Here is a 24,423-nt window from a genome sequence, read left to right as displayed (position 1 = left end):
GGCCAGCCCGAATTCATCCGCCTGCGCGGCGTACGGGTACTCTTCAACTACCCACGGCCGATCTTCGCGTCTATCTCGAGACGAGCACTTTGGTTGCGCGTTGCGCTAGCGCCATCCATGCTTGACCCTGCTTCCGTGGCCGTCGAAGACGCCGGCCCTCTCGCAGAAAATGCTGCTCGGCTGTAACGCAAGACGATGCCTCATCGACAATTCTCTTAGAGTCACGAGGCAGCGATGGATGATTGGGCGGCAATCCTGAAGGAACACGGTCCACGTGTCTGGCGGACCGTGTATCGGATATTGAGCCACTTTCCCGACGCTGAGGACTGTTATCAGGACACGTTCGCCGCGGCTTGGCAGTTCTCACAGAACCGAGCCGTCGTCGAATGGGCGCCATTCCTTACCTGTCTCGCCACTCGCAAGGCTATCGACCGATTGAGATCCCGCGTTCGGGAAGACTCGAAAACAGAGCGGCTGAATGGCTGTCCAGAATCCGTTGCAGCCCCACACAACCCCTTGCAGACCATCCAAATGGCAGAGCTCCTCGATCGCGTTCGGAGAATCCTCCCAGAACTTCCCGACAAGCAAGCAGAGGTATTCTGGCTCGCGTGCGTCGAAGAATTATCCAACGCACAGATCGCAGAGCGTCTGCAGATTCCGGGAGCGACCGTTCGCGTATTGCTCCACCGCGCCCGAACCCGCCAGCAGCTTCTCCTTGGCAACTCCGGATCGCCGGTTGGAGCCGAATCATGAGCGATAACCATTCGTCAAATCACGACGCAGTGCAACAGGCCATCGACGGCTTCCGACACATGTCCGTGCCCGATCGGCCCGCAGATTCGGCAGTTGTGGCACGGCTGGAAGCGAATCAATTAACGACAGCCCGACTTTCCACTCCGCTATCGACCAAGAGGAGATTTGTCATGCGCGCGCTCGTTCCCTCCAGCGTGGCCGCCACCCTGATCATTGGCCTTCTGGCGACTTTCCTTTGGACGAATCCGTCGTCTTCTGCCATCGCGCAAGTCCTCGAGGCTGCCGAGATGCACAAGCTCGTCAAATATAAGGTAACGCAAACGACAGACGACAAGCGCTACGGGACTAATTCGGCAACGAGTGTCATGTATGCCGATCTCGCCGCACCACGATATCGAGAGGAACGCCAAGCGCTGACCTGGAATGACACCGTCGAAACGGACTTTGTCTACATTCAGAACGGGCCCAAAAATCGGGCGCTTGCCGTGCTAACGGAGGCCGTCGTACCAGATGCGGAACGAGACGGGGGAAAATCTACTATCGCGAAGGCCTATAAAGAAAAGCATGGCGACGGACGCAGAGAGGCATCACTGAGCCCGGTTGCCGAGGCATCGCAGCAAGCTCAGCCGCTGCTCGAGAGCCTCCGGGAACTCGAACGACACAAGGACATCGTGACTTCGAGAGAGAAGCTGAACGGCCTCGACACGGTCCAATATTACCTGGAGCAAGACAAGAAGACGACCAAGCTCTGGATCGACACCAAGACCAACCTGCCCGTGCAGCTCGAGTACGAGATGCTGGAACCAACCTCAGACATCGCGGTCAACCGGTGGGTACTTTCCGATTTTGAGTGGGACCCGCAGGTGCAAGGCTTCTCCACACTGGATGCAATCTTCGATACGACCCCGCCCGAAGGCTACACGCTTACCGACCGAACGATCGAAAGCCCCCCTCGATAACGGTCGCGATCGTGGCCGACGCCTTGGACTTGCCCTATAGCTCGATGGAAGAATCTCGAGGCGACGAGTGCTGGATGCAAAACACATCGAGAGACATAGCGAAAAGCGGCACGAGCCTCGATTTGCCCCCCTTCTCCCCGTCTGCTAGCCTGATGGGTTTGGACATCTGTCGAAATTCCATACTGGGCGCGTAGGCGGTTGATGATTTCCAGCGGCAAGAGTTCAGCGCCGGACGGGCAGCCCGAGTTCATCCGCCTGCGCGGCGTGCGGGTCCATAACCTCAAGAATCTCGACGTCGATATCCCGCGCGATCGGCTGGTTGTCCTCACGGGGCTCAGCGGCTCGGGCAAGAGTTCGCTGGCTTTCGATACTCTCTATGCCGAGGGACAGCGACAGTACGTCGAGAGCCTCTCGGCCTACGCGCGGCAATTTCTGCACCAGCTCGAGCGACCCGACGTCGATCTGATCGATGGCCTGCAACCTACGATCGCCGTCGAGCAGCGCGCCGGCAGCCAGAATCCGCGCAGCACGGTGGCCACCGTTACGGAGATCTACGACTACCTGCGTCTGCTCATGGCCCGCTGCGGCCTTCCGCACTGCTACATCTGCGGCGAGCCGATCCGGCAGCAGACTCCCGAGGCGATTCTCGACCGCCTGATGTCGTTGCCCGAGAAGAACAAGGCGATGATCCTCGCCCCGGTCGTGCGCGGCCGCAAAGGCCAGCATCGCGAGGTCTTCGAGTCGCTCGAGAAGGCGGGTTTCGTCCGCGTGCGCGTCGACGGCATCGTGTACGAGCTCAGCGCCGTGCCCGAACTGACGCGGCAAAAGAACCACGACATCGAGGCCGTGGTCGATCGCGTGATCATCCGCGAAGGAATTCGTCCGCGGCTGGCCGAGTCGATCAACCTGGCCATTCGCCACGGCGACGGTCTGGTGATCGTCTCCTACCACGAAGCGGCCGACGACGGCCCCGGCACCTGGTGCGACGTGCTGTTCAGCATTCACCTGGCCTGCCCGCGCTGCCAGATCAGTTACGAAGAAATCGAGCCGCGCTCGTTCAGCTTCAACAGCCCGCACGGGGCCTGCCCGACGTGCGAGGGACTGGGCGCGCGGGTCGAGTTCGATCCTGATCTGGTACTTCCCGACCGCTCGCTTTCGCTGGCCGAGGGGGCCATCGCGCCGTGGAAGAATGGTGGCGCCGCGGCGCACAAGCGGCACGACGAACTACTGAAAGGTTTTGCTAAGGCGAACCGCGTCGACCTGGCGACGCCGCTGGCCGACTGGAAGCCGGCGCAGCTCGAAAAGCTGCTCCGGGGCGATGCGCGTGATTTCGCCGGCCTGCTGGTCCTGTTGGAACAAGAGTACGTCACCGCGATGGGAGACACGAATCGCGAGCGTCTCGAGCGTTTCCGCGGCAGCGTGCGCTGCCCCGACTGCGACGGAGCGCGGCTGCGTCCCGAGGCGCGACACGTGCTCGTCGACGGCACGGCCATTCAACAATTCACGGCCCTCTCCGTGGACGACGCCCGGCCACGGTTCGCGTCGATCGAATTCGACGAGGCCGATGCGCCGATCGGTGAACCGCTCATCGCCGAGATCTCCAAACGGCTCGACTTCCTCGCCAAGGTGGGGCTCGGCTATCTCACGCTCGATCGCGCGGCCGATACCCTCAGCGGCGGCGAGGCGCAGCGCATCCGGCTCGCCACGGGACTCGGCTCGGGCCTGGTCGGCGTCTGCTACGTGCTCGACGAGCCCTCGATCGGACTACACCCGCGCGACAACGATCGTCTGATCGATGCTCTCTGCGATCTTCGCCAGCAGGGCAACAGCGTGGTCGTCGTCGAGCACGACGAGGCGATGATCCGCGTGGCCGAGCATCTGATCGACCTGGGCCCCGGCGCCGGCCGCGAGGGGGGCCATCTTGTCGCGCAAGGCACGCTGGCCGAGGTGGAACAAAACCCGGCGTCTCTCACGGGGCGTTACCTCTCGGGCCAGGCACGGATCGAAGTCCCGAGCGAGCGCCGCGCGACGACCGTCAAGCACTCCATCACGCTCGAAGGGGCCACGCTCAACAACTTGAAGGATGTTTCGGCACGATTTCCGCTGGGGGCGCTGGTCTGCATCACGGGAGTCAGCGGCTCGGGCAAGAGCAGCCTGATGAACGAGACCCTCGCCCGGGCGCTGGCACGCAAGCTGGGGAACAACGCCGCGAAGCCTGGCCCTTACAGCAGCCTCCGCGGCGCGAGTCAGATCGACAAGTTGGTCGAGATTGATCAATCTCCCATCGGCCGCACACCGCGCAGCAACCCGGCCACATTCACGGGCCTGTTCGACGAGATTCGCAAGGTCTTCGTCGCCACGCGCGAGGCGAAGCTGCGTGGTTACAAGGTGGGACGGTTCAGCTTTAACGTGAAGGGGGGACGCTGCGAGCATTGCCAGGGGCAGGGGGTCGAGAAGATCGAGATGAACTTCCTGCCCGACCTGCACGTCCCCTGCCCCGTTTGCGAAGGAGCACGCTTCAATCGCCAGACGCTCGAGGTGCGCTACCGCGGATTGAACATCGCCGAGGTACTCGACCTGGGCGTCGAAGAGGCGTGCGGCTTCTTCGAAAACTATCCGGCCATCGTGCGTATGCTCGACTGCCTGCGCGACGTGGGTTTGGGCTATGTGAGCCTGGGGCAATCCTCGACCACCCTCTCGGGCGGCGAGGCGCAGCGCATCAAGCTCGCCGCGGAGCTCGGCCGCCCCAGCACGGGGCACACGCTCTACCTGCTCGACGAACCGACCACCGGCCTGCACTTCGAAGACGTGCGGCGCCTGCTGGGCGTGCTCAACCGGCTGGTCGACGTCGGCAACACGGTGATCGTGATCGAACACCACCTCGACGTGATCAAGTCCTCCGACTGGCTCATCGACCTGGGGCCGGAAGGAGGCGCCGCCGGCGGGCAGATCATCGCCACGGGGACGCCGGAAGAAGTGGCGGCCGTGGCGGAGAGCCATACAGGAACGTGCTTGCGGGGGATATTGACTACCTAGCAAGGACGTCGCCCCAAAGTTACTCAGTCGGCGAGGACTCCTCGACAAGTGGATTCCGTTGATCGGCTAGTGCAATCGCGGCGATTTCCCGGCATGATGTCAGCGCCCGCCTCTTTTCTCAGCGTTCTTGGCGGATTCAAATCGGCGACGACTTACCTGTTCTGCATTGCGTCCGGAATTAAGCATATGTTGGCAAAACACATGGGGCGACTAGCTCGCGCATTAGCTTCACTGATCGTGTTGGGAAGCATCATCAGTGTGCCCTGCTTTGCCGATGACAAGACGCTCCCCAACATCGTCGTCATCTTTACCGATGACATGGGCTATGGCGATCTCGGCTGCTATGGCCATCCCACAATTCGCACGCCGCAGCTCGACCAGATGGCGGCCGAGGGGCTTCGCTTTACGCAGTTTTATTCTTGCGCACCCGTTTGCACGCCCAGTCGTGCCGGACTGCTCACCGGGCGGCTGCCGATTCGCAGCGGCCTGTGCAGTTCGAAGCGGCGCGTGCTGTTTCCCGATTCGACCGGCGGTCTCCCAGACGAGGAGATCACCCTGGCCGAGGCCCTTTCCGCGCACGGCTACCAGACGATTTGCATCGGCAAGTGGCACCTCGGGCATCAACCGTCATACCTGCCGACAAAGCACGGCTTCGACCACTACTTCGGCATCCCCTACAGCAACGACATGAGCGCGGCGACGAACGCCGCCGGCAAGCTGCGCAACTGGCCGCCGCTGCCGCTGATTCGCGACCTCGAAACAATCGAGACCGAGCCGGACCAGGGGAAGCTCACCGAGCGCTACACCGAAGAGGCGATTCGTTTCATCAACGAAGCGACCACGCCGGAAAATCGCGAGCGACCGTTCTTCCTGTACCTGCCCCATACGATGCCACACGTGCCGGTCTTCGCCAGCGAGCGCTTCGCCGGCCAAAGCCCGCGCGGGTTGTATGGCGATGTGATCGAGACGATCGACTGGAGCACGGGCGAGATCCTCCGCACGCTGCGCGAGAAGGGGCTGGCCGACAACACGCTCGTCTTCTTCACGAGCGACAACGGGCCGTGGCTGAGCCAGAAGATGCGAGGCGGCTCGGCAGGACTATTGCGAGGCGGCAAGGGAAGCACCTGGGAAGGAGGCCAGCGAGTGCCGGGCATCGCCTGGTGGCCCGGCCGTGTGAAGCCGGCCACGACGCAGGCCATCGCCTCGAACCTCGATTTGTTTCCCACCTGTCTTGCCCTGGCCGGCGTGCCGGCGCCCAGCGACCGCCCGCTCGACGGACTCGACATCACGCCGGTCCTCGATGGCGACCCGTCCGGCCCGCGCACCGTGTTTCTGTATTATCGCGACGACGAGCCCTTCGCCCTGCGGAAGGGACCGTGGAAGATCCACGTGAAGTCGCAGGCGGGCTACGGACAAGTGAAGCCCGACCTGCACGATCCGCCTCTGCTCTTCCACCTGGACCACGATCCGAGCGAGACGGTCGACGTGGCGAAGGAGCATCCCGAGGTGGTCAAAGATCTGCTCGACGAGTTGGCGCGGCACAAGGCCGCGATCGAGCCGGGCAAGCCGCAGTTGGAGTAAGATGCGAGTTAACTCGAATCGGTGAGTTTTCTTGACTTTCACGCGACCTCCATTACGGTGTTCGCATGTCAAAGTGGTTTCACACCTTTGCCGCACAATCTCCGCACGGGGCCGCTGGCGATTCTTGGCCAGTGGGAATCCACGAGGCAAAGTTTCGCGGAATCCAGCGTGCAGGCCACACCGTTAAGCTGGCCCGGCTGGCACTCGTCGAGGAAGTGCTACTGGATCCCGAGAGCATCATCCGCGGATGGGATCGACCTGATACCGATGACTGCATGGTATATGTGGGCCGACCTGCGCGAGACTTTCGTGGCGTAGGGATCGAAACCCCCGCACCCAGTGGAATGATGTTCCTTGTGTTCGTCCGGCCGGATGGCACCATTGACGACTGGTGCTGGCGGCCTATTCAGCGTGACGATGAGGCTGATTCGCCCGAAGGCCTTGGCGGCGCAACGATTTGGCCCCCAGTCGATCGCGCGTAGTGCCCGGAGAGGGCAGGCGATGAAATTAAGCTTGCTTGCGTGCGGTCGTACGCAAGAATTAAGATATAAAGCGGCTGTGCTGGGATTCCTCTTTCCAATCGCCCTTTGACGCCACCGAGATCTGCATGTCCATCTCCAAGCAACTGACCGATTTACTCGATCGTGAGCTTGCAGCATCCGAGTTCCAGCCGTATCTGGATCTCAGTGAGGACGGCGATGCGCTGAATTTTTACTTTCGTCCCGACGCGGATTACTCCAAGCGGCTGACGGACCATGTAACGTTGTTTCTGTCGCTCGACAAGCACGAGATCGTGGGCTGTCGGATCAAGGGTATCCGCGGCATCCTCGAGGATCTGCCAAACTACGTGCAAGTAAGCCACGAAGGCATCAAGTTATCGGTCATCTTCTGGTCGTTTCGCGGTGGAGTCGAAGACGAAGAAGTTCGTCGGGCCTTCAATGTGCTCGGTCGCGCTGCGTCGGCCTTGACCATCGAACTCGCTTGATTGCGCAGTAGAGCCGCTCCATTCGAAGTTTGCTCACTACTCGTGGTCAACTCTTCTCGCAGCCAGTTGCCCGTCGGCCCTCGATCTGGCACCCTTGGTGTCTCTGCACGCGCCCTGCCGGGTCAATTCCATCCGACGAATTGGCGCGGCACAAGGCCGCGATCGAGCCGGGCAAGCCACAGTTGGAGTGAACGGATCCAGTTCGGTCCGCCGCGTGTCTTCGTTCTGGGCCACATGCTTTCGAGGTTCATCCCATGACGAACGAGAATCCCTACAAAGCTCCGAAAGAGACGGGTCAAAAAGGGGGGTCGACGCGTTGGACAGCAGGTACCGTTGTCTGGTTCGCAATCACAGGATTCTTCATCCTCTGGCTTGCGTACTTTCTCGGCTTATTCTTTTGGTCGCTTTTCGCTGAGGATCCCGGCGAGGCGCAGCCGGCAATGTTCGTACCGCCCTGCATTATTATCGGGGTTTTCACTGCTCTGTCCCTATGGAGCGCTGTTCGACGTTGGAAGGCTGGCCGGGGTTCCGCAACACCATAATCGATCACTACCCCGGCTGTTTCAGACCGCGTACCGCATTAGAATTGGAAAATCGGACACCACGGCTTCGTCAAGCTCGGAGACAGCCCATGGCGGTCACCATCGAATTGCCCAAGGAACTGGAAGACTCGCTCCGCGCGCAATTCGACAACCTGGACGCCGCCGCCAAGGAAGCCGCGCTCGTGGAGTTCTATCGTCAAGAAAAGCTGGCTCACCACGAATTGTCACACGCGCTTGGCTTGAGCCGATACGAGACCGACGGCATCCTGAAGCGGCATGGCATTGCTTACGACATTTCGCTCGAAGAGCTGGATGAGCAGCTCCGAGTCTTGCGAAGCGGCCGCACACCATGATCGTTGTCTCGGACACGAGTCCCATCAACTACCTCGTTTTGGTGAATGCGATCGAGGTATTGCCCCGAATTACCTCGCCGCGACGATGAGCGGTGACGAATAAGATAAACCGCTTGGAACGAAGTCGATCCATAAGCACAACCCACCGCCGCACCACAAGGACCCGCGCATGTCCGCTTTTCCCGAAGTCGAGAAGATTCGCTACGAAGGCCCCCAGACCAAGAACCCGCTGGCGTTCCGCCACTATGACGAGAACGCCGTGATCGAAGGTCGCACGATGAAGGAGCACTTCCGCTTCGGTGTCGCCTACTGGCACACCTTCCGCGGCGCCGGCGCCGATCCGTTCGGGCCGGGCACCGCGCTGCGCCCCTGGGAGGCCGCCACCGATTCGGTCGACAACGCCATCCAGCGCGTGCGTGTGGCCTTCGAATTCATCGAGAAGCTGGGCGCCCCGTTCTACTGCTTCCACGATCGCGACGTGGCGCCCGAGGGAGCCACGCTGGCCGAATCGAACAAGAATCTCGATGCCATCGTCCGCGTGCTGAAAGAAGAGCAGCAGCGCACCGGCATCAAGCTGCTGTGGGGCACGGCCAACCTGTTCAGCAATCCCCGCTACGTGCATGGCGCCGCCACCAGCCCCAACGCCGACGCCTTTGCCTATGCGGCCGCGCAGGTGAAGAAGGCGATTGAAGTCACGCACGAGCTGGGGGGCGAGAACTATGTCTTCTGGGGTGGCCGCGAGGGGTATCAAACCCTCTGGAACACCGACATGAAGCGCGAGCTCGACCACCTCGCCACCTTCATGCGGATGGCGGTCGAGCACAAGCAGTCGATCGGCTTCCAAGGTCAGTTCCTCTTCGAGCCGAAGCCCAAGGAGCCGACGAAGCACCAGTACGATTTCGATGCGGCGGCCTGCATCAACTTCCTCCGTGCGTACGGACTCGAGGACCACGTCAAGCTGAATCTCGAGACGAACCACGCCACGCTGGCCGGCCACACGATGCAGCACGAGCTCGAATACGCCGGCTCGCAGGGCTTCCTCGGCTCGATCGACGCGAACACGGGTGACCTGCTCCTCGGTTGGGACACCGACCAGTTCCCGACCGACATCTATCTCACCACGCAGTGCATGTTGTCGATCCTGAAGTATGGCGGGCTCGCGCCAGGCGGCGTGAACTTCGACGCCAAGGTGCGCCGCGAGAGCTTCGAGCCGGTCGATTTGTTCCACGCCCACATCGGTGGCATGGATGCCTTCGCCCGGGGGTTGAAGATCGCCGCCGCGATTCGGGCCGACGGCGAGCTCGACCGCCTGCTCGAGGAGCGTTACAGCTCTTGGGACAGCGGCGTCGGCGCCGAGATCGAGTCGGGCAAGCAGAGCTTCGCCAAGCTCGAGAAGTACATGCTCGAAAAGGGCGAAATCACGCCCAACCGCAGCGGCCGGCAAGAGATGCTCGAGAATCTGATCAATAGCTATCTGTAAGCGACTGCCAAGTGCGCCGTCGCTCGCTCGTACCTCGTCGTTCACCCACTCTGCCAGCAGGAGCAGACATGACGGCGGTCGACTTGAACGCAGGCACTCGCTATGCGCCGGCCGACCGCCGTCGCGCGCAATGGTTGTATGCGGATCTCTGTCTGCGCGACAAGGCGGCGCTCATCGCGACCGATCACGGACGCCGGGCCGGGTGGTTCGTCTACGCACACGATCGGTATGTCTGCTCGTTGGATTTCTATTCGCGCCCCGACCCTGTATGGGATACCTATGAGGTGGTCGACGCGGACGCGGCGCACGACGTCGCGAACGATGCCTTCTGGCAAGACGAAAGTCACCTTCGCTTTGCGAATCGAGCGAACCCGCAATTCGAGCTCCTCCACGCCCAGTGTCGCTGGGATGCCGAGCACCGGCGCGTGCTGGCCAGCGGGCTGTTCCTTCCGTTTCACGTCTCGCACGGCGACCGACTGGCGCTCGCCGTGCGCCGCCTCTACCGCGAAGTGCGGCCCACGGATGAAGAGTAGCGGAGTCGCAAGTCCAAAATGACCCGGCGTTGTCAAACTCCAATTTCAGCGTCTTGTTTGGCGAGTTGCCGTCGGTTTGTTGCGCCCTGACAGGGCTTTGATGGAAGGATTCCGTGGCGATCCGATTCCCCGGGCGTTGCCCGGGGCTAGCTTAGGCCGCCCCTTCGGGGCACTTCGCGGTGACGACTCTCCTGTCCTCGCCCGCTAACCGGCGCCGCTCCGGAAAATTATCTGTTACCCGCTACCCTCAAGCGTCGATCCCGCCGCGCCTCGCGTGAGTCATCACCATGTTCGGCGTTCTTCTCGAAAGTGCGATTGATTCTTCGTTCGCCTCGCTGACGCTTCGGGTTACGATGACGCGAAAACGCACTTCAAGAACAGGCGCTTCGGTTGTGCTGCCGCGCCAAAGAGCGCATCAAATTTCCTGCTGAACTCCACACTTCTTCCCTACTCCGCGTCTCTGCGTGATTCCCAGCGAGGGGAGCAGCGCGTGCATATTTGGCGTAAGATCGAACGCATGTCGACCGAGAACCCCTACCAATCACCACGCGAATCCCTCGTCGCTGAGATCTCCGATGATCGAGCGAGCGAACTAGTCGCGCTCCGTCAGAGTTGTCTTCATCGCGAAATTACGATTCGAGCATGGGGGTATGCCAAGCTCGCGATTGGCGCCCTGTTGATCGCCTGGCTATTTACCTACGAGCTACCGAGCCTGCGAAATGCAACAACCCAATCATGGACTGCATTCTTCAATGGTTTGCTTGGAATCGTTGTGGGGCAATTCGTCACAGGAATTGGCTTCGTCCGCATACAGACATGGAGCCGATGGTGGCAACTTGGCTTGAACGCGTACTTTGTTGTTGTCGCAAGCGTGTCAATGGTACCGGGAAATGACGGGCATATTTTTGCTTCCATGCTGCTTTTGGCCCTGAATGCATCTCTGCTCTATTTGATGGCCAGCACCACCACGCGACTGGTCATGTCACCGGATTACCGACAGGCGTGTTCTGTCACTACAGTAAACAGGCTCTCGCGAGTCCCGCAATACAAGCTGATGGGGTTCACAATCGTGGAACTTCTTCAGATGGGCACACTGTTTTCAATGGGACTGAAAACGACGGGATGGATCGGTATCAGTTAACCAGCGGGTTATGCCCATCAGAGAATCGCTTTCAGATTCCCTCGATCAAATTGCGGCATGGTTACCTAGGCTAGTGCATTGTCAAAGCCAGAAGCTCGGGAACCTACATTCCAACCCGAAGCGTCAGCGAGGGAGCACTATGCTCGACGTTTTTTGCAGGAATTCCCTCGCTAACGCTTCGGGTTGGGATTCAATTGCACCCGAAAATCAAGGTTTGACACAGCACTAGTCTGCGGCAAATGCGTCTCAACTTGACCCCCTGCCCCACACGCCTACCATTCCAATGGGCATCTGCCTTCGCTTCTTTCCCGCGTGTGTGGAATGCTTCGCGTGCAGGCATCGAACGAACTGAACGCTCGCGATCTTTCGGCCATCGAGCGGACCACGCAAGAGGTCGGCCGCTACCTGTTCGCGCATCTCACGCGCGAGCGTCCCACCGTCTTCGAGCGCCGCTGGTGGGATGACCGGCTCATGAATTGGGCCATGGAGGACGAGTCGGTCAAGGTGCAGATGTTTCGTTTCGTCGACGTGCTGCCGATGCTCGCCACGAGCTCGGACGTCGTGACCCATCTGCACGAATATTTCGACGAGGCCCAAGCGCATCTGCCGGCCGCCGTGCGAATCGCGCTCGATGCCGTCGCGCCCGATTCGCTCGTCGGCCGCGCCGTGGCGCTGGCCGCGCGGCGCAACGCGATGGGGCAGGCCCGCCGCTTCATCGCCGGCACCACGGCGGATGAAGTCCTGGCCGCTGCCATGCGTCAGCGCAAGCTGCGCCGCGCGTTCACGATCGACGTGCTGGGCGAAGCCGTCACCAGCGAGAGCGAGGCCGACCGCTACCTGGCGGCTTACCTCGACCTGATTCGCCACGCGGCGCCGATCGCCAACGCCTGGCCCGAGGCACCGCAGATCGATCGCGACCTGCACGGCCCCCTGCCCCGCGTGAACGTCTCGGTCAAACTCTCGGCCCTCGATCCGCGCTTCGACGCCATCGACCCGCGCGGCACGACGGAGCGTGTGGCGCAGCGCTTTCGCCAATTGCTGCGCACGGCGCGCGAACATCGCGTCTTCGTCAACGTCGACATGGAGTCGTACGCGCTCAAGGATCTCACGTTCGACATCTTCTGCGAGATCCTCGGCGAGGAAGAATTTCGCCACACGACCGATGTGGGCATCGTGATTCAAGGCTACCTGCGTGATTCGGAAGCCGACCTGCGCCGGCTCATCGCCTGGTCGCGCGAGCGCGGCAAGCCCGTCTGGGTGCGGCTCGTCAAAGGTGCCTACTGGGATTACGAAACGACCCACGCGCGGCAGGTCGGCTGGCCCGTGCCCGTCTTCGAGCAGAAGCAGGAGACCGATGCCAACTTCGAGCAGTTGACGCGGCTTTTGCTCGCCAACCACGAACACCTGCGTCCCGCGGTCGCCAGCCACAACATTCGCTCCCTGGCGCACGCCATTGCCGTGGCACGACATCTGGGCCTGCCGCTCAGCGGATTCGAGTTGCAGATGCTCTACGGCATGGGGGACGCGGAAAAACAAGTGCTGACCGACCTGGGACACCGCGTGCGGATCTACATGCCCTATGGTGAGTTGATCCCCGGCATGGCCTACCTCGTGCGGCGGCTGCTCGAAAACACCTCGAACGACTCCTTCCTGCGGGCCAGCTTCACCGAACACGTCTCGCCGGAGAAACTTTTGATGTGCCCCGCTGAAATTCCACGTGGGAAAGTCGCTGCGCCGCAGGCTGCCGGCATGCGTCCTCTTGAAGTGACCGAAGAGGACCGCTGGCCGCCGTTCTCGAACGAGCCGCCGACCGATTTCGCGCGTGAGGAAAATCGCCGCGCCATGCATGACGCGCTCGCCCGGGTCGCGCTCACGCTGCCGGCCTACTGTCCCCTGGTGATCGGCGATCGTCGTGTGGAAACCGGCCAGACGTTCACGACCAGCAATCCCTCGCACACGTCGCAGGTCGTCGGCAAGATCGCCGCGGGGAGACGCGAGCACGTCGATCAGGCCGTCGCCGCGGCCGAACAGGCCCTGCCCACGTGGGCCGCCCGCGGTGCCCACGCGCGTGGCGAATTGCTACGCGCGGTGGCAGCCAACATGCGCGCGTGCCGCTTCGATCTGATGGCGCTCATCATCTACGAGTCGGGCAAGACCTGGCGCGAGGCCGATGCCGACGTCGCCGAGGCGATCGACTTCTGCGAATACTATGCGCGGGGCGCCGTCCAGCTCGAGCGCGGTGGTGAAGTCCGCGTGCCGGGCGAAGAGAATCGCTTCCTTTACATGCCGCGCGGCGTCACCGCCGTCGTCGCCCCTTGGAACTTCCCCCTCGCCATTCTTACCGGCATGACGGCCGCCGCGCTCGCCACGGGCAATACCGTGGTCATGAAGCCGGCGGAACAAACCTCGCTGATCGGGGCGCGGCTGATGGACCTGTTCCAAGACGCCGGTTTTCCCGCTGGCGTCGTCAACTACCTGCCCGGTCGCGGCGACGTCGTCGGCGCCGCGCTCGTCGAGCATCCTCGTACGGCGCTCATCGTTTTCACGGGGTCGCGCGAAGTGGGGCTGGCGATCAATCGCCGTGCGGCGGAGGTCTCGGGCACGGCGGATACCCCCTTCGTCAAACGCGTTATCGCCGAGATGGGGGGCAAGAACGCGATCGTCGTCGACAGCGATGCCGATCTCGACGAGGCCGTACTGGGGGTCCTTGCCAGCGCCTTCGGGCATCAGGGGCAGAAATGTTCCGCCTGCTCGCGCGCGATCGTGCTGGCGCCGGTCTACGATGCCTTTCTGGCACGGTTGGTCGATGCGGCGCGCGGCCTCAAGATCGGGCCGGCCGAAGATCCTGGCACGAATGTGGGGCCAGTGATCGATGAAGATGCGCTCCGCAAGATCCGTTCGTATCTCGAGCTCGGGCGACAAGAAGCCCGCGAGGCCTTGGCGGTCGATCCCGCGACGCTGAGCGACGAGGGGTTCTATGTCGGTCCCCATATCTTCGCCGACGTTGCTCCGGATGCGCGGCTGGCCCAGGAGGAGATCTTCGGCCCGGTGCTGGCAGTGATCAAAGCGCAGGATTTCGACGAGGCGATCCGACTGGTCAACGGTACGGCGTACGCGCTGACCGCGGGGGTCTATTCGCGCAGCCCGGGGAATCTCGCTCGGGCGGCGCGCGAGATCCTGGCGGGCAACCTCTACCTCAACCGGGGCATCACCGGCGCGCTCGTCGGCCGGCAGCCCTTCGGCGGCTTCAAGCTCTCGGGCATCGGCAGCAAGGCGGGGGGCCCTGATTACCTGCTGCAATTCGTCCTGCCGCGCACCGTCACCGAGAACACGATGCGCCGCGGCTTCGCACCTTCGAGCGAAGGGGAATAATGTTGGTCAGGTACCCCGTACCTGACACTCGTTCCAGTTGGCCACGTCGAACGTTGTCAGGTACAGGGTACCTGACCTACTATCAGAACACCGGCTTGATCTGCTTGAGGCGTTTTTCCGTCTCGGCCATCAGGGCATCTTCGGCCGCTTCGTCGGGGGCTTCGTACGTTACGGAGAAGCGCAGATACGCGCCGGCGTCGTCCCAGGGGACGGTGCAGATCGAGTGCTCGGTGATGAGGAACTGGCTCGCCGCCTCGGCATTGTCGAACTTCAGTCCTCCCTCGAGTCCCTGGGGGCTCGGCGTGTAGAGGAAGTACGATCCGCCCGGCATCTTGCAATCGAAACCGCAGCGGTGGAGCGTTTCGACCAACTTCTTCAATCGTCGCTCGTACTTGGTGCGCGTTTGGCGCGGAATCGACGTATCGTCGAGCGCCGCGGCGGCCGACTTCTGAATGGCGATGAACTGGCCCGAGTCGCTGTTGTCCTTGATATCGGCGAAGGCGCGAACGATCCGTTCGTGGCCGCAGACCCAACCGATGCGCCAGCCGATCATGTGGAAGCCCTTCGACAGCGAATGGACTTCGACGCCGACTTCCTTCGCCCCCGGCACGGCCAGAAAGCTCAGGGGCGAACCTTCGTAGGTCAGCATCATATGCGCCGCATCCTGCACGACGACGACCTTGTTCGCCTGCGCGAAGTCGATCACCCGCTGGTAGAAATCCCGATTCGCCAGCGCCCCGGTGGGGCTGTTGGGATAGTTGAGCACCAGGATCTTCGCGCGGCGGCGGATCTCCGCGGGAATCGAATCCAGGTCGGGCAGGAAATTGTTCTGCGCGAGCAACGGCAGGCGATGCACCTCGCCACCGTAGTAGCGCGTGTGCGTGCCGGCGACGGGATAGCCCGGCACCGTCATCAGCGTCACGTCACCCGGGTTAATGAAGGCCGCGGGGAGCATGGCCAGCGCCGGCTTTGAACCGATGGCGTGATTCACCTCGGTCGCCGCGTCGAGATCGACGCCCAGCTCGCGCTGCATGAAGCGCGCCACGGCCTCTTTGAATTCGGCGATCCCGTTGTCCGCGTAGCCGCGATTCTCCGAGCGATGGATCTCCTGGGCCATTCGCGCGCGGACCTGCTCGGGGGCCGGCTCGTCATTCTCGCCGATGCCGAAGTCGATCAGCTTGCGCTCGGGATGCTCGGCCAGCGCCTTGCGCTTGGCACGCTTGATCTTCTCGAACTTGTAGATCTCGGTGCCCTTGCCGTAGTTGGCACCGCCAATACGCTCGGCGAAAAGCTCTTGAAAATAAGGATCGCTCATAGTTCCGTCTGTCTGGCCGCGAAGAGGGTTCCGTTACCCAGGAAGAGCCGGTTGAATGGCCGTCGGTTCACCCGCCCTGCCAGGGGCAAAGCCATGCGACAAGCCGCGGGTCAGCCTAACGAAATGGGCACAGCGCAACAAGCGGCGCCAAAAAGCGGATCGGTCCACCAGGGGCCCGAGACGCCGCCGCTACGGCAGAATTGGCTCGCGGACATTCACCGGCTCGCGCAGCGGCAATTTCAAACGGTACAACTCGCGGTGCTCCTTGAGCGACGCCACGAGTTGTTCCTGCTTGTCCGCATCCGCCTCGGGCTGGGCCTCGGCCAACTGCAAGGCCAGGCCGATGGCTTCTTCCGCTTCCGCAAAACGCCCACGTTCGGCATAGGCGGCCGCCAATGTGTCGATCATCTCGGGGAACTTGTACTGCGTGAAGCCGTTGGCACGCTCGGCCAGGTCCACCGCCGCCACTCCCTGCCGCACTTCATCGTCCTCGCAGGTCGCATAGATGCGTGCCAGGCTGTTCAACAACGAGGGCGCGTTCGGCCGCAGATCTTTCGCCCGGCGATACCATTCGGCGGCCGTGCGACCGTCGTTTCGCGTCACGGCCACCCCCGCCAGCACGACGATCGCGGTAACGGAGTCGGGTTTGATCGCCAACGCCTCGCGGGCGTATTTCTCCGCATCATCGGCATGCTGCTGCCTGAGTGCGGCCGTGGCCAATCCCACCAGCGTTGCATGCTTGTCGAAGTTCAACCGCAAGGCCGAATCGAACGACTTCTCCGCTTCGTTGTAGTCGTACTGCGACTCGTTCCCGCGCGCCAACAGCACCTGGCCACGGTTGTAGTAAGCCTGTGCGAAATAGGGGGCCGCTTCGGTGGCATCGTCGAACTGCTCGAGTGCATCGTCGTAGCGTTTGGCGAGGAAGTAGCTGTTCCCCAGCAAGGCCTGCGCCACGAAGTTTCGATCCGAACATTGCACGGCGTGCTCGAAGAGCGCGATCGAGTTCTGCCAATGACCTATTTGCAGATAGGTCGAGATCGCCAGCGCCAAGACGACCACCCCCGCCCCCACCGTGGCCAGACGCCGCACGGAGTCCGAGCGCGCGGCCAGGGATTCGAGCCCCCAAGCCACGATCAGGTAGATCCCGACCAGAGGTACATACGCGAATCGATCGGGATAGGCCTGCAGGCCGACTTCGACCAGTCCCAGCACCGGCACCAGCGTGCCCAGGTACCACAGCCATCCCACCGTCACGAAGGGCGCACGGCGACGCAGCCAGAAGCAGCAGGCCGTGACCGCAACCAATCCCAGCGTGCCCAGGGCGATCATGCCCCAGCCGATGCGGAGTTGGTCGGGATGCGGGTGAGGCAAATACAAACCAACCGGCCAGACCGCTTCGAGCAGGTAGACGTAATAGGTCTGCACGGCGTTCGAGAAACGCGTCCCCCAGCTCGTCGTACCGCCGGAACCCTGGCTCCATTGAGCCCAGAGCGTGACGAGGCAAGAGAGCCACACCAGGGCGAACAAGGGCAGCTTCTCCCGCACCAGGGCGCCGGCGGCCTTGCGCCATGCGGGAGATGTCCAGCCTTCATCCGGCAGTCGCCGAAGGGGCCAATAATCCAAGAGCAACAGCACGAAGGGGAGCGTCACCAGCATGGGCTTGGCCATCAGGCCGGCTGCCAAGGCCAGCACGATCAAGGCATACTTCCAGACCTGGGGCCGCTCCACGTACGCGGCATAGGCCCACAGCGTCAACATCCAGAAGAACGTGCTCAACACGTCCTTCCGTGCCGCGATCCAGACCACCGGTTCGACGGCAAGGGGATGACAGGCGAACAGGGCCGCTGCCACGGCGCTCGGCCAGACCGAGCGCGTCATCCGCGCCAAGACATAGAACAACAGACCCGCATTCGCCGCGTGCAGCAGCAGGCTGGCCGTATGGTGCCCGGTGGGGCGCACGTCGAACAACTGCACGTCGAGCATGTGCGACAATAGCGTGACCGGATGCCAGTTGCCCGCCACGACCGCCGTCGGTACGGCCTGGAGCGACTCACGCGAGAGCCCGCCCCGCACGATCGGGTTTTCGACGACGTAGCGATAGTCTTCCAACTGAACAAACTCCGATCCGTTCAGCAGGACCGGTAGATAAAGCAGAAAGGTAACGGCACCGATCGTCCAGGCGACTGAGAGACGTACCCGTTTCGCTTGCTGAACCGCGGGATCGACCGCGACTGCTCGAGGAGCGTCGGGATGGCGTGGGGCGGGCTGTCGGCGTGTAGCGCTCGGCATGGATCAATCTTGCGCGCTGAGGGGGCCCACGTACGCGGGAGAAGCCGCTGGCAGACCGCCAGACCGAAGGCCCCCGGAAAAGATGAGAAATGCTTCCTTACACGTTACCAAACACCAAGTTAGTTGCCTTTTCGGCCTCCGACTAGTCCCTCGCGGTCGGCCGCCGGCAAATCGAATACCAGAATCACCCCAAGGGGCAATCGCCCCCCTCAGCCCGTCATCCGAGCAACCAGGTAATCGCCCAATCGCGGCGAAAGTTGCGACAGGGCAAAGAGCAAGCGGGCCTTGGCCGGCACCACCAGTTCGAGCCGCCGCCGCTCGCAGCCTCGCACGATGGCCTCGGCCAGCCAGGCGGGCGGAATGGCCTTCGCTTTCACCCCCCCACCCGGCAGCGCCGCGCTAGGGGGCAAGCCGGCCAATTCATCTGCCGGTCGCTCACGGGGGGGCTCGCGCGCCACCGGGCCCGGGCAGACCAACATGACGTGCAGCCCCTGCGGACCCAGCTCGAGTCGCAATTGCTGCGTGTAGGCCGCCAGGGCGAACTTCGACACCGGATAAGCCCCCAGCAGCCGCGCGGCCGACTTGGCCGCTAGCGATCCGATATTCACGACGTGCCCTTGCCGGGCGAGCAATTCCCCGGCCGCCGCCTGCGTACAGTGTACGACTCCCAGGAAATTCAATTCCAGCAACTCGCGAAACTGTTCGGGAGTCGTCTTCAGCAGTTCGCCCCGCGCCGAACGGCCGGCGTTGTTCACCAAGACGTCCAGTCGCCCAAACTGATCGAGCGCGTACTGCACGAGCGTGGCACATTGCGCGGCGCTGGTCACGTCGGTGGGCAGGCAGCCGACCACGGCTCCGCGTTCGCGCAACTTCTGCGCGGCCACTTCCAGCGACTCGGCCCCGCGCGCGGCCAACACGATCCGCGCTCGCCGCGCCGCAAAGGCCTCGGCGATCGAGAATCCCAAACCGCTCGAAGCGCCTGTCACCAGGACCACCTTGTCAGCCCAATCGCCACTCACGCGAAGCCTTCCCTACCTGGATTGCGAATTACGAGGAACAAACGACGTCGCCTCCCAACGCAGCTCGGACGCATGGCCCAGCACGATGCGATGGTACACGCGCGGATAGCCGTACTGAGGATCGAACTCGGCCCGCAACACGATCGAATTCGGGTCGGAGACGCCGAATGCCCGCTGCGGATCGCGCGCCGAGTGGAGTTCCATATCGAGGGCGTCGAACTGATTCTCGACCGTCCAGTATTCCCACGTTCGGCGTTGATCGGGGGTGCGACCGTTCCGGGTCATGGCGGTCACTTCACCGTTGCGGACCTCGATATGGATCAAACCGGTCTGCCCCCCCGTGAGCTTGAGATTGAGATCGTAACTGCGTGGCCCAGCCGCGCGCCAACGTTCGACCGCTGCGCTCAACCGCTCTGGAGTGAGCCGAGGCATTGGATCGCGAAAGAGCCAGACTCCCACCACGACCGCCAGCAGCAAACCACCCACCGCCCCCAGTAACAAACCGACGAGCCATTGCCCGACGCCCATCCGCGGTCGAGCGCGCGGCGTCTCTTCGGGATGGACGGACTGGCTCTCCACGTCGCTCGTCGACTGCTTTCTGCTCGAGTTTGCCGCCACCACTCGCCCCCCTGCTTGCGAGCGGGTATCGTAAGGGTGCGCTCGCCAACACACGCCGGTCGAACGAGTTTGTCCGCGCCACCGTACGCTGGGCATTCTCCCCGTCCTTCGTCCCGCCCGTCAACTCACCTACGGACGCGAGCCCCCTATGGAAACCGCCCCGCAAGAAGCCCCCCTCACGCCGACCAAACCGGTCGAAATCGGCCGAGCAAGAACGAAGATCGTCGCCACCGTCGGCCCCGCCTGTCGCAGCCCTGCGCAACTGGCCGAGCTCGTCGAAGCCGGCGCCGATATCTTCCGGCTCAACATGGCGCATGCCACGCACGAGCAACACACCGCGGCCATCGCCGCGATCCGCGATCTGGAAACCACGCTCGATCGTCCGCTCGGCGTGTTGATCGATCTGGCGGGCCCCAAGATTCGGCTCGGCGAACTCCCCGGCGATGAGGTGGAATGCCACGAAGGGGCGATCTTTCGCTTCGTCCGCGGCGACACGATCACGCAGCCCGGCGACTTCGTCACGACCTACGAACGGCTGGTCGACGAGCTGTCGCCCGGCGATCGCGTGATGCTGGCCGACGGCACCGTGGGCCTGGTCGTCGAGCGACGCGAGCCCGACGCCGCCATCTGCCGTGTGACCCAGACGGGTACGGTGCGCAGCCGCCAAGGGGTGAATCTGCCGGGGGTGAAGCTGTCGGTGCCCGCCCTGACCGAAGAAGACGAGGCCGATGCCGCCTGGGCGGCCGAAGCCGGAGTCGATTTCGTCGGACTGAGCTTCGTTCGCACAGCAAAGGATATTGAGGGGCTTCGCGAGTTGCTCAGCTCGCACGGTTCATCGGCCCTGATCATCGCCAAGATCGAGAAACCCGAGGCGCTCGAGTGTCTGGACGAAGTCGTCGAAGCCGCCGACGGGGTGATGATCGCGCGGGGTGACTTGGGGGTCGAAATTGACGTCGCCGCGGTCCCCGCCGCCCAGAAGCGCATCATCGCCGTGTGCCACCGCCACCAGAAGCCGGTCATCACGGCGACGCAGATGCTCGACAGCATGCAGCATTCGCGCCGTCCCACGCGGGCCGAGGCCTCGGACGTGGCGAACGCCATCCTCGATGGCACCGATGCCTGCATGCTCTCGGGCGAGACCGCCGTGGGGCTGTATCCGCGCGCCGCCGTCGAGATGATGACCCGTATTGCCCTGGCCACCGAACCGTTGCTGCGGCCGCTGCCGCCGGGTGAACGTGCCGCGCGCGGCGTGCGACCCGTCACGGAAGCGGTGGTGGATGGCGCCACGTTGATCGCCGGAAGGCTCGACGCACGGCTGCTGGTCGTGGCCAGTCATAGCGGGGCCACGGCCCTGGCGGTCTCGAAACGCCGCAGCCTGGTGCGGGTGATCGGCGTGAGCGATCTCGACAGCACCCTGCGCCGGATGACGTTGCTCTGGGGGGTAGTGCCCGTGGCCGGGGCGCCCCATCAGCCCGGCGCGGCCTTGATCCGTTATGTCGAACGCTGGGCGCGGAGGCGAAACTGGCTTGCCGAGCGCGATTACCTGGTACTGATCGCCGGACGGGGGCTGCGTGCCCCCGGTCACAATTTGATGCTGGTCCACCAGGCCGAGTAGGTAGCGTCGCGCGGGCTCGTGGGGAGAGTTACTTGACGCCCAGGCCCGGTTGGCCGTCGTTCGATTCGCTGGTCGCTTCGACGTCGCCGGGAATCTTGCGGTAGGGCTCTTTCTTGCGATAGCACTCGATTTGCCGCTCGATCTTCCGCACGAGCGGAAGAGCGTCGACGCGCCCCTCGGCCGCCATGGCTTCGGAAATGGCAAGCGCCGCCTTGGCGATCGACTCCGCGCGTTGGAATTCACCACATTCGGCGTAAGCCGCTGCCTGCGCGGAGAGGACGACGGGATTCGGCGACTGGCCGAGGCTTACAAACCACTGCACCAGATCATCTGCCAGATACTTGGCGAGTTTGCCGTTACGCGCCTGATCGTCGGGGCTGGCGGCATAGATGAAAATCAAGCGCGATCGCAGCAGAAAGTCGTGCGGATAGACCACAATCGCCTGCTCGTACCACTTGGCCGCCTCGGCGTCATTGCCCCGCTTCTCTTCACAAATGGCGAGCAATTTCGACGAGGACTTGATCGGGCGAATCTTCACCGCCTCTTTCGCCAATTCAATCGCGACTTCATATTCCCCGCGATCCATATAGGTGACGCCCAGGTTGAACAAGCACGTATGCTCGGCGTGCCCCAAGGCCTTGGCCAGCAGAAACTCATTTCCGGCCTCCTCGGGGCGTCCCAACAACGATAAGGCGTGCCCCCGATTGAAGTGGGCACCGGCATTGCGGGGAGCAATTTCGATAGCAATTTCGAATTGCTCGAGCGCCTCCTCGTAGCGTTTCTGTTCGGCGAACCCCGTGCCAAGCCCCACGTGCGCCACGTGATTGCGCTGCGTATGCCATTGCGAGTGCGTGAACAGCGTGATCGTATCTTGCCAGAGGCCAACCTGGCGAAAAGAAAGCACCGCCAGCACGGCTAAAATAACCAGGCTGGTCGCCACGATGCGCCGTCGTGTCAACTCGCCCCAGGCCGCCAGTTCGGGCAGGTAATAGGCCACCATCATAAACAGGCCGATCAGTGGAATATAGGAATAGCGATCGGCCATCGACTGATAGCCCACTTGTACGAAACCGACCACGGGCACCAATGTGCCGAGATACCAGAGCCAACCCACGATGAGATAAGGGCGTTTGCGCGAAGCCAATAGAATCAGCCCCGTAACGACGACAAGACCGATGGCGCTCAACGAGGCTAGCGTCCAGTTCATCTTGCGTGCCGAGAGCACGTAAGGCACCGCCAGCGGGTAAGGCTTAAGGGTCTTCGCCACGTACTGGTTGTAGGACATCAGGACATTGATGACGCGCACGTCCGCGGACACCAGGTCCATCGACACGACTGCCTTTTGTGCGTTCTGCGCCCAGAGCGTGACGACACAGAAGATGGCAACGACGACGAGCATCGGGATCTTCTCGGCAAACAATTGCCAGGCTCGACGGCGAACCTCGCCCCATGTCCCCTGCTGGAACGAGATGCGCCCCAAGGGCCAGAAATCGAGTAGCATCAGCGCGAACGGCAAGGTGACCACCATGGGCTTCGATAAAAGCCCCAGCGATAACCAGACCATCACCACCAGGTAGCGGCGCCAAGATGGCGCGGCGACGTACGATACGTACGCCCACATCGTCAACAGCCAGAAAAACGTGCTCAAAACATCCTTCCGCTCGGAAAGCCAGGCGACACTCTCCACGTGCAACGGATGCCAGGCAAAGAGCGCAGCGACGAGCGCGCTGGGCCAGTCGGCCTTCGTCATGCGGCGCAAGATGAGAAACAACAGGACCGTGTTGGCACAATGAATCAAGAGCGTGACGAAATGGTGTCCCCACACGTTATCGACGCCAAAGATCTGCACGTCGACCATGTGAGAGATGATCGTGAGAGGATGCCAGTTCGCGGCCACCACATCGGTGAACGCGTGCCCCAGGCCCACGATCGTCAGTCCGCTCGCGACATTGTCGTTCTCGAAAACGTACGCGTGATCGTCGAACATCACGAAGCCGTGCCGATTGACGACCATGCGGCCGAAAACCACCAACGTCACCAGCACCAACCCCACCGCCACGAGCCTGGTGGGAAAGGGATGCGCCGCGGGCACTTCCTGTAGGACAGGAGCAGGCAGTGTTTCAGCGACGGGTATGCTCATGGACAAAGATCGACGATGAATTTGGGTGACCGAGTGAATGTACGCCCCAGGAACTGGACCATCTTCCGGCCAGGCGTTGTCGCTCTGCGGGCATGCTGGCACCCCTAGCCAGCCCGAGCTTGCACGGTCTAGACAAGGGCCGCAAGCAAGAAGCCAAGAGAAGAAAAGGGCAGCGCCGTCGCAGCAGTCGGCCAGCGTGCTTCCAGAATTCAAGTCTAGCCAGGCGTGGCGGCCAATCAACGGTTGGAATCTGCGGACAGGCGCTGGCTAGCTCCTGGAATCGCCCTTGAGGTAAGGAGCTTCTTTTCGGGGGCTTCTCATTTAGGGAGCCTATGGGAGTACAAAAACCGGATTCGCTGGCGATTTTTTTATTGACTCAGGGAAAGTCCTGGCTAAAGTGAATCCGAGTCACATTCGCCATAGGCTGCAAAGTCCGGGTGACCGGCATTGCAAGTCGGAAAAGGAGTCCTTAGATATCGTCAGGCACCTGCAGTTGGGCTGTCGAGGACGAATAATTTCCGATTTTCGGAAAGTAGGGATTTTTTGTTTGACACGATTGGCAGGGGTCGCTATTTTAGCTTCGAGACTGCCGTAGCGGCTGGGGAGGGCCCCTATAGGCTGCAATCTTTTCGCGACATGTGCTCGGGGCGCAACAGCGAGAAGCGAGGAAAGGGGGAAGTTGCACCACCTTT

At 62.5% G+C, this 24,423-nt stretch carries 16 protein-coding genes; 11 read left to right on the top strand and 5 right to left on the bottom strand.

Annotated features, from left to right (window positions below):
- The first annotated feature begins 234 nt into the window (after window positions 1–234).
- From KF708_13605 to KF708_13560, 10 genes are all read left to right on the top strand, one after another.
- The gene (locus tag KF708_13605) at window positions 235–753 is read left to right on the top strand and encodes an RNA polymerase sigma factor (protein MBX3413721.1); all 519 of its coding nucleotides are present in this window, start codon (window positions 235–237) and stop codon (window positions 751–753) included.
- On the top strand, window positions 750–1,712 hold the full coding sequence (locus KF708_13600; GenBank protein ID MBX3413720.1) for a hypothetical protein: 963 nt from the start codon (window positions 750–752) through the stop codon (window positions 1,710–1,712). The genes KF708_13605 and KF708_13600 overlap by 4 nt, the downstream gene beginning before the upstream one ends.
- A 201-nt stretch (window positions 1,713–1,913) precedes the next feature.
- Window positions 1,914–4,748 (top strand): excinuclease ABC subunit UvrA, encoded by a 2,835-nt coding sequence (gene uvrA, locus KF708_13595; protein MBX3413719.1) that lies wholly within the window; start codon window positions 1,914–1,916, stop codon window positions 4,746–4,748.
- Window positions 4,749–4,934: 186 nt separating this feature from the next.
- The gene (locus KF708_13590; GenBank protein ID MBX3413718.1) at window positions 4,935–6,329 is read left to right on the top strand and encodes a sulfatase; all 1,395 of its coding nucleotides are present in this window, start codon (window positions 4,935–4,937) and stop codon (window positions 6,327–6,329) included.
- A gap of 607 nt (window positions 6,330–6,936) precedes the next feature.
- Window positions 6,937–7,314, top strand: a complete 378-nt coding sequence (locus KF708_13585; protein MBX3413717.1) for a hypothetical protein — start codon at window positions 6,937–6,939, stop codon at window positions 7,312–7,314.
- A gap of 631 nt (window positions 7,315–7,945) precedes the next feature.
- The gene (locus KF708_13580; GenBank protein MBX3413716.1) at window positions 7,946–8,209 is read left to right on the top strand and encodes a UPF0175 family protein; all 264 of its coding nucleotides are present in this window, start codon (window positions 7,946–7,948) and stop codon (window positions 8,207–8,209) included.
- 169 nt (window positions 8,210–8,378) lie between these two features.
- Window positions 8,379–9,689, top strand: coding sequence for a xylose isomerase (gene xylA, locus KF708_13575; protein ID MBX3413715.1), 1,311 nt, complete (start codon window positions 8,379–8,381; stop codon window positions 9,687–9,689).
- Window positions 9,690–9,757: 68 nt separating this feature from the next.
- On the top strand, window positions 9,758–10,222 hold the full coding sequence (locus KF708_13570) for a hypothetical protein (GenBank protein MBX3413714.1): 465 nt from the start codon (window positions 9,758–9,760) through the stop codon (window positions 10,220–10,222).
- Window positions 10,223–10,739: 517 nt separating this feature from the next.
- The gene (locus KF708_13565; protein MBX3413713.1) at window positions 10,740–11,363 is read left to right on the top strand and encodes a hypothetical protein; all 624 of its coding nucleotides are present in this window, start codon (window positions 10,740–10,742) and stop codon (window positions 11,361–11,363) included.
- A 330-nt stretch (window positions 11,364–11,693) separates the two neighbouring features.
- Window positions 11,694–14,735, top strand: coding sequence for a proline dehydrogenase family protein (locus tag KF708_13560; GenBank protein ID MBX3413712.1), 3,042 nt, complete (start codon window positions 11,694–11,696; stop codon window positions 14,733–14,735).
- 82 nt (window positions 14,736–14,817) lie between these two features.
- Here the strand turns inward: KF708_13560 and KF708_13555 are convergent, their stop codons facing one another.
- The 4 genes from KF708_13555 to KF708_13540 all read right to left on the bottom strand — a co-directional run bounded on the left by KF708_13555 (window position 14,818) and on the right by KF708_13540 (window position 19,937).
- Window positions 14,818–16,050 (bottom strand): LL-diaminopimelate aminotransferase, encoded by a 1,233-nt coding sequence (locus KF708_13555; protein MBX3413711.1) that lies wholly within the window; start codon window positions 16,048–16,050, stop codon window positions 14,818–14,820.
- 189 nt (window positions 16,051–16,239) lie between these two features.
- A complete protein-coding gene (locus KF708_13550) occupies window positions 16,240–18,339 on the bottom strand; it encodes a tetratricopeptide repeat protein (GenBank protein ID MBX3413710.1) in 2,100 nt (699 codons plus the stop codon).
- Between the two features lie 209 nt (window positions 18,340–18,548).
- On the bottom strand, window positions 18,549–19,358 hold the full coding sequence (locus tag KF708_13545; protein MBX3413709.1) for an SDR family NAD(P)-dependent oxidoreductase: 810 nt from the start codon (window positions 19,356–19,358) through the stop codon (window positions 18,549–18,551).
- 12 nt (window positions 19,359–19,370) lie between these two features.
- Window positions 19,371–19,937: a hypothetical protein gene (locus tag KF708_13540; GenBank protein MBX3413708.1), complete on the bottom strand. Its 567-nt coding sequence runs from the start codon at window positions 19,935–19,937 to the stop codon at window positions 19,371–19,373.
- A gap of 187 nt (window positions 19,938–20,124) precedes the next feature.
- On the opposite strand from KF708_13540, the gene pyk reads away from it, so the two are divergent.
- A complete protein-coding gene (pyk, locus tag KF708_13535) occupies window positions 20,125–21,591 on the top strand; it encodes a pyruvate kinase (protein MBX3413707.1) in 1,467 nt (488 codons plus the stop codon).
- A 28-nt stretch (window positions 21,592–21,619) separates the two neighbouring features.
- Here the strand turns inward: pyk and KF708_13530 are convergent, their stop codons facing one another.
- The gene (locus tag KF708_13530) at window positions 21,620–23,731 is read right to left on the bottom strand and encodes a tetratricopeptide repeat protein (protein MBX3413706.1); all 2,112 of its coding nucleotides are present in this window, start codon (window positions 23,729–23,731) and stop codon (window positions 21,620–21,622) included.
- Between the last annotated feature and the right edge of the window lie 692 nt (window positions 23,732–24,423).

The organism is Pirellulales bacterium, from assembly GCA_019636335.1.
Classification (GTDB): Bacteria; Planctomycetota; Planctomycetia; order Pirellulales; family JAEUIK01; genus JAHBXR01.
The sequence above is the reverse complement of the archived record's forward strand: the minus strand, read 5'-3'. Positions and strand labels throughout refer to the sequence as shown.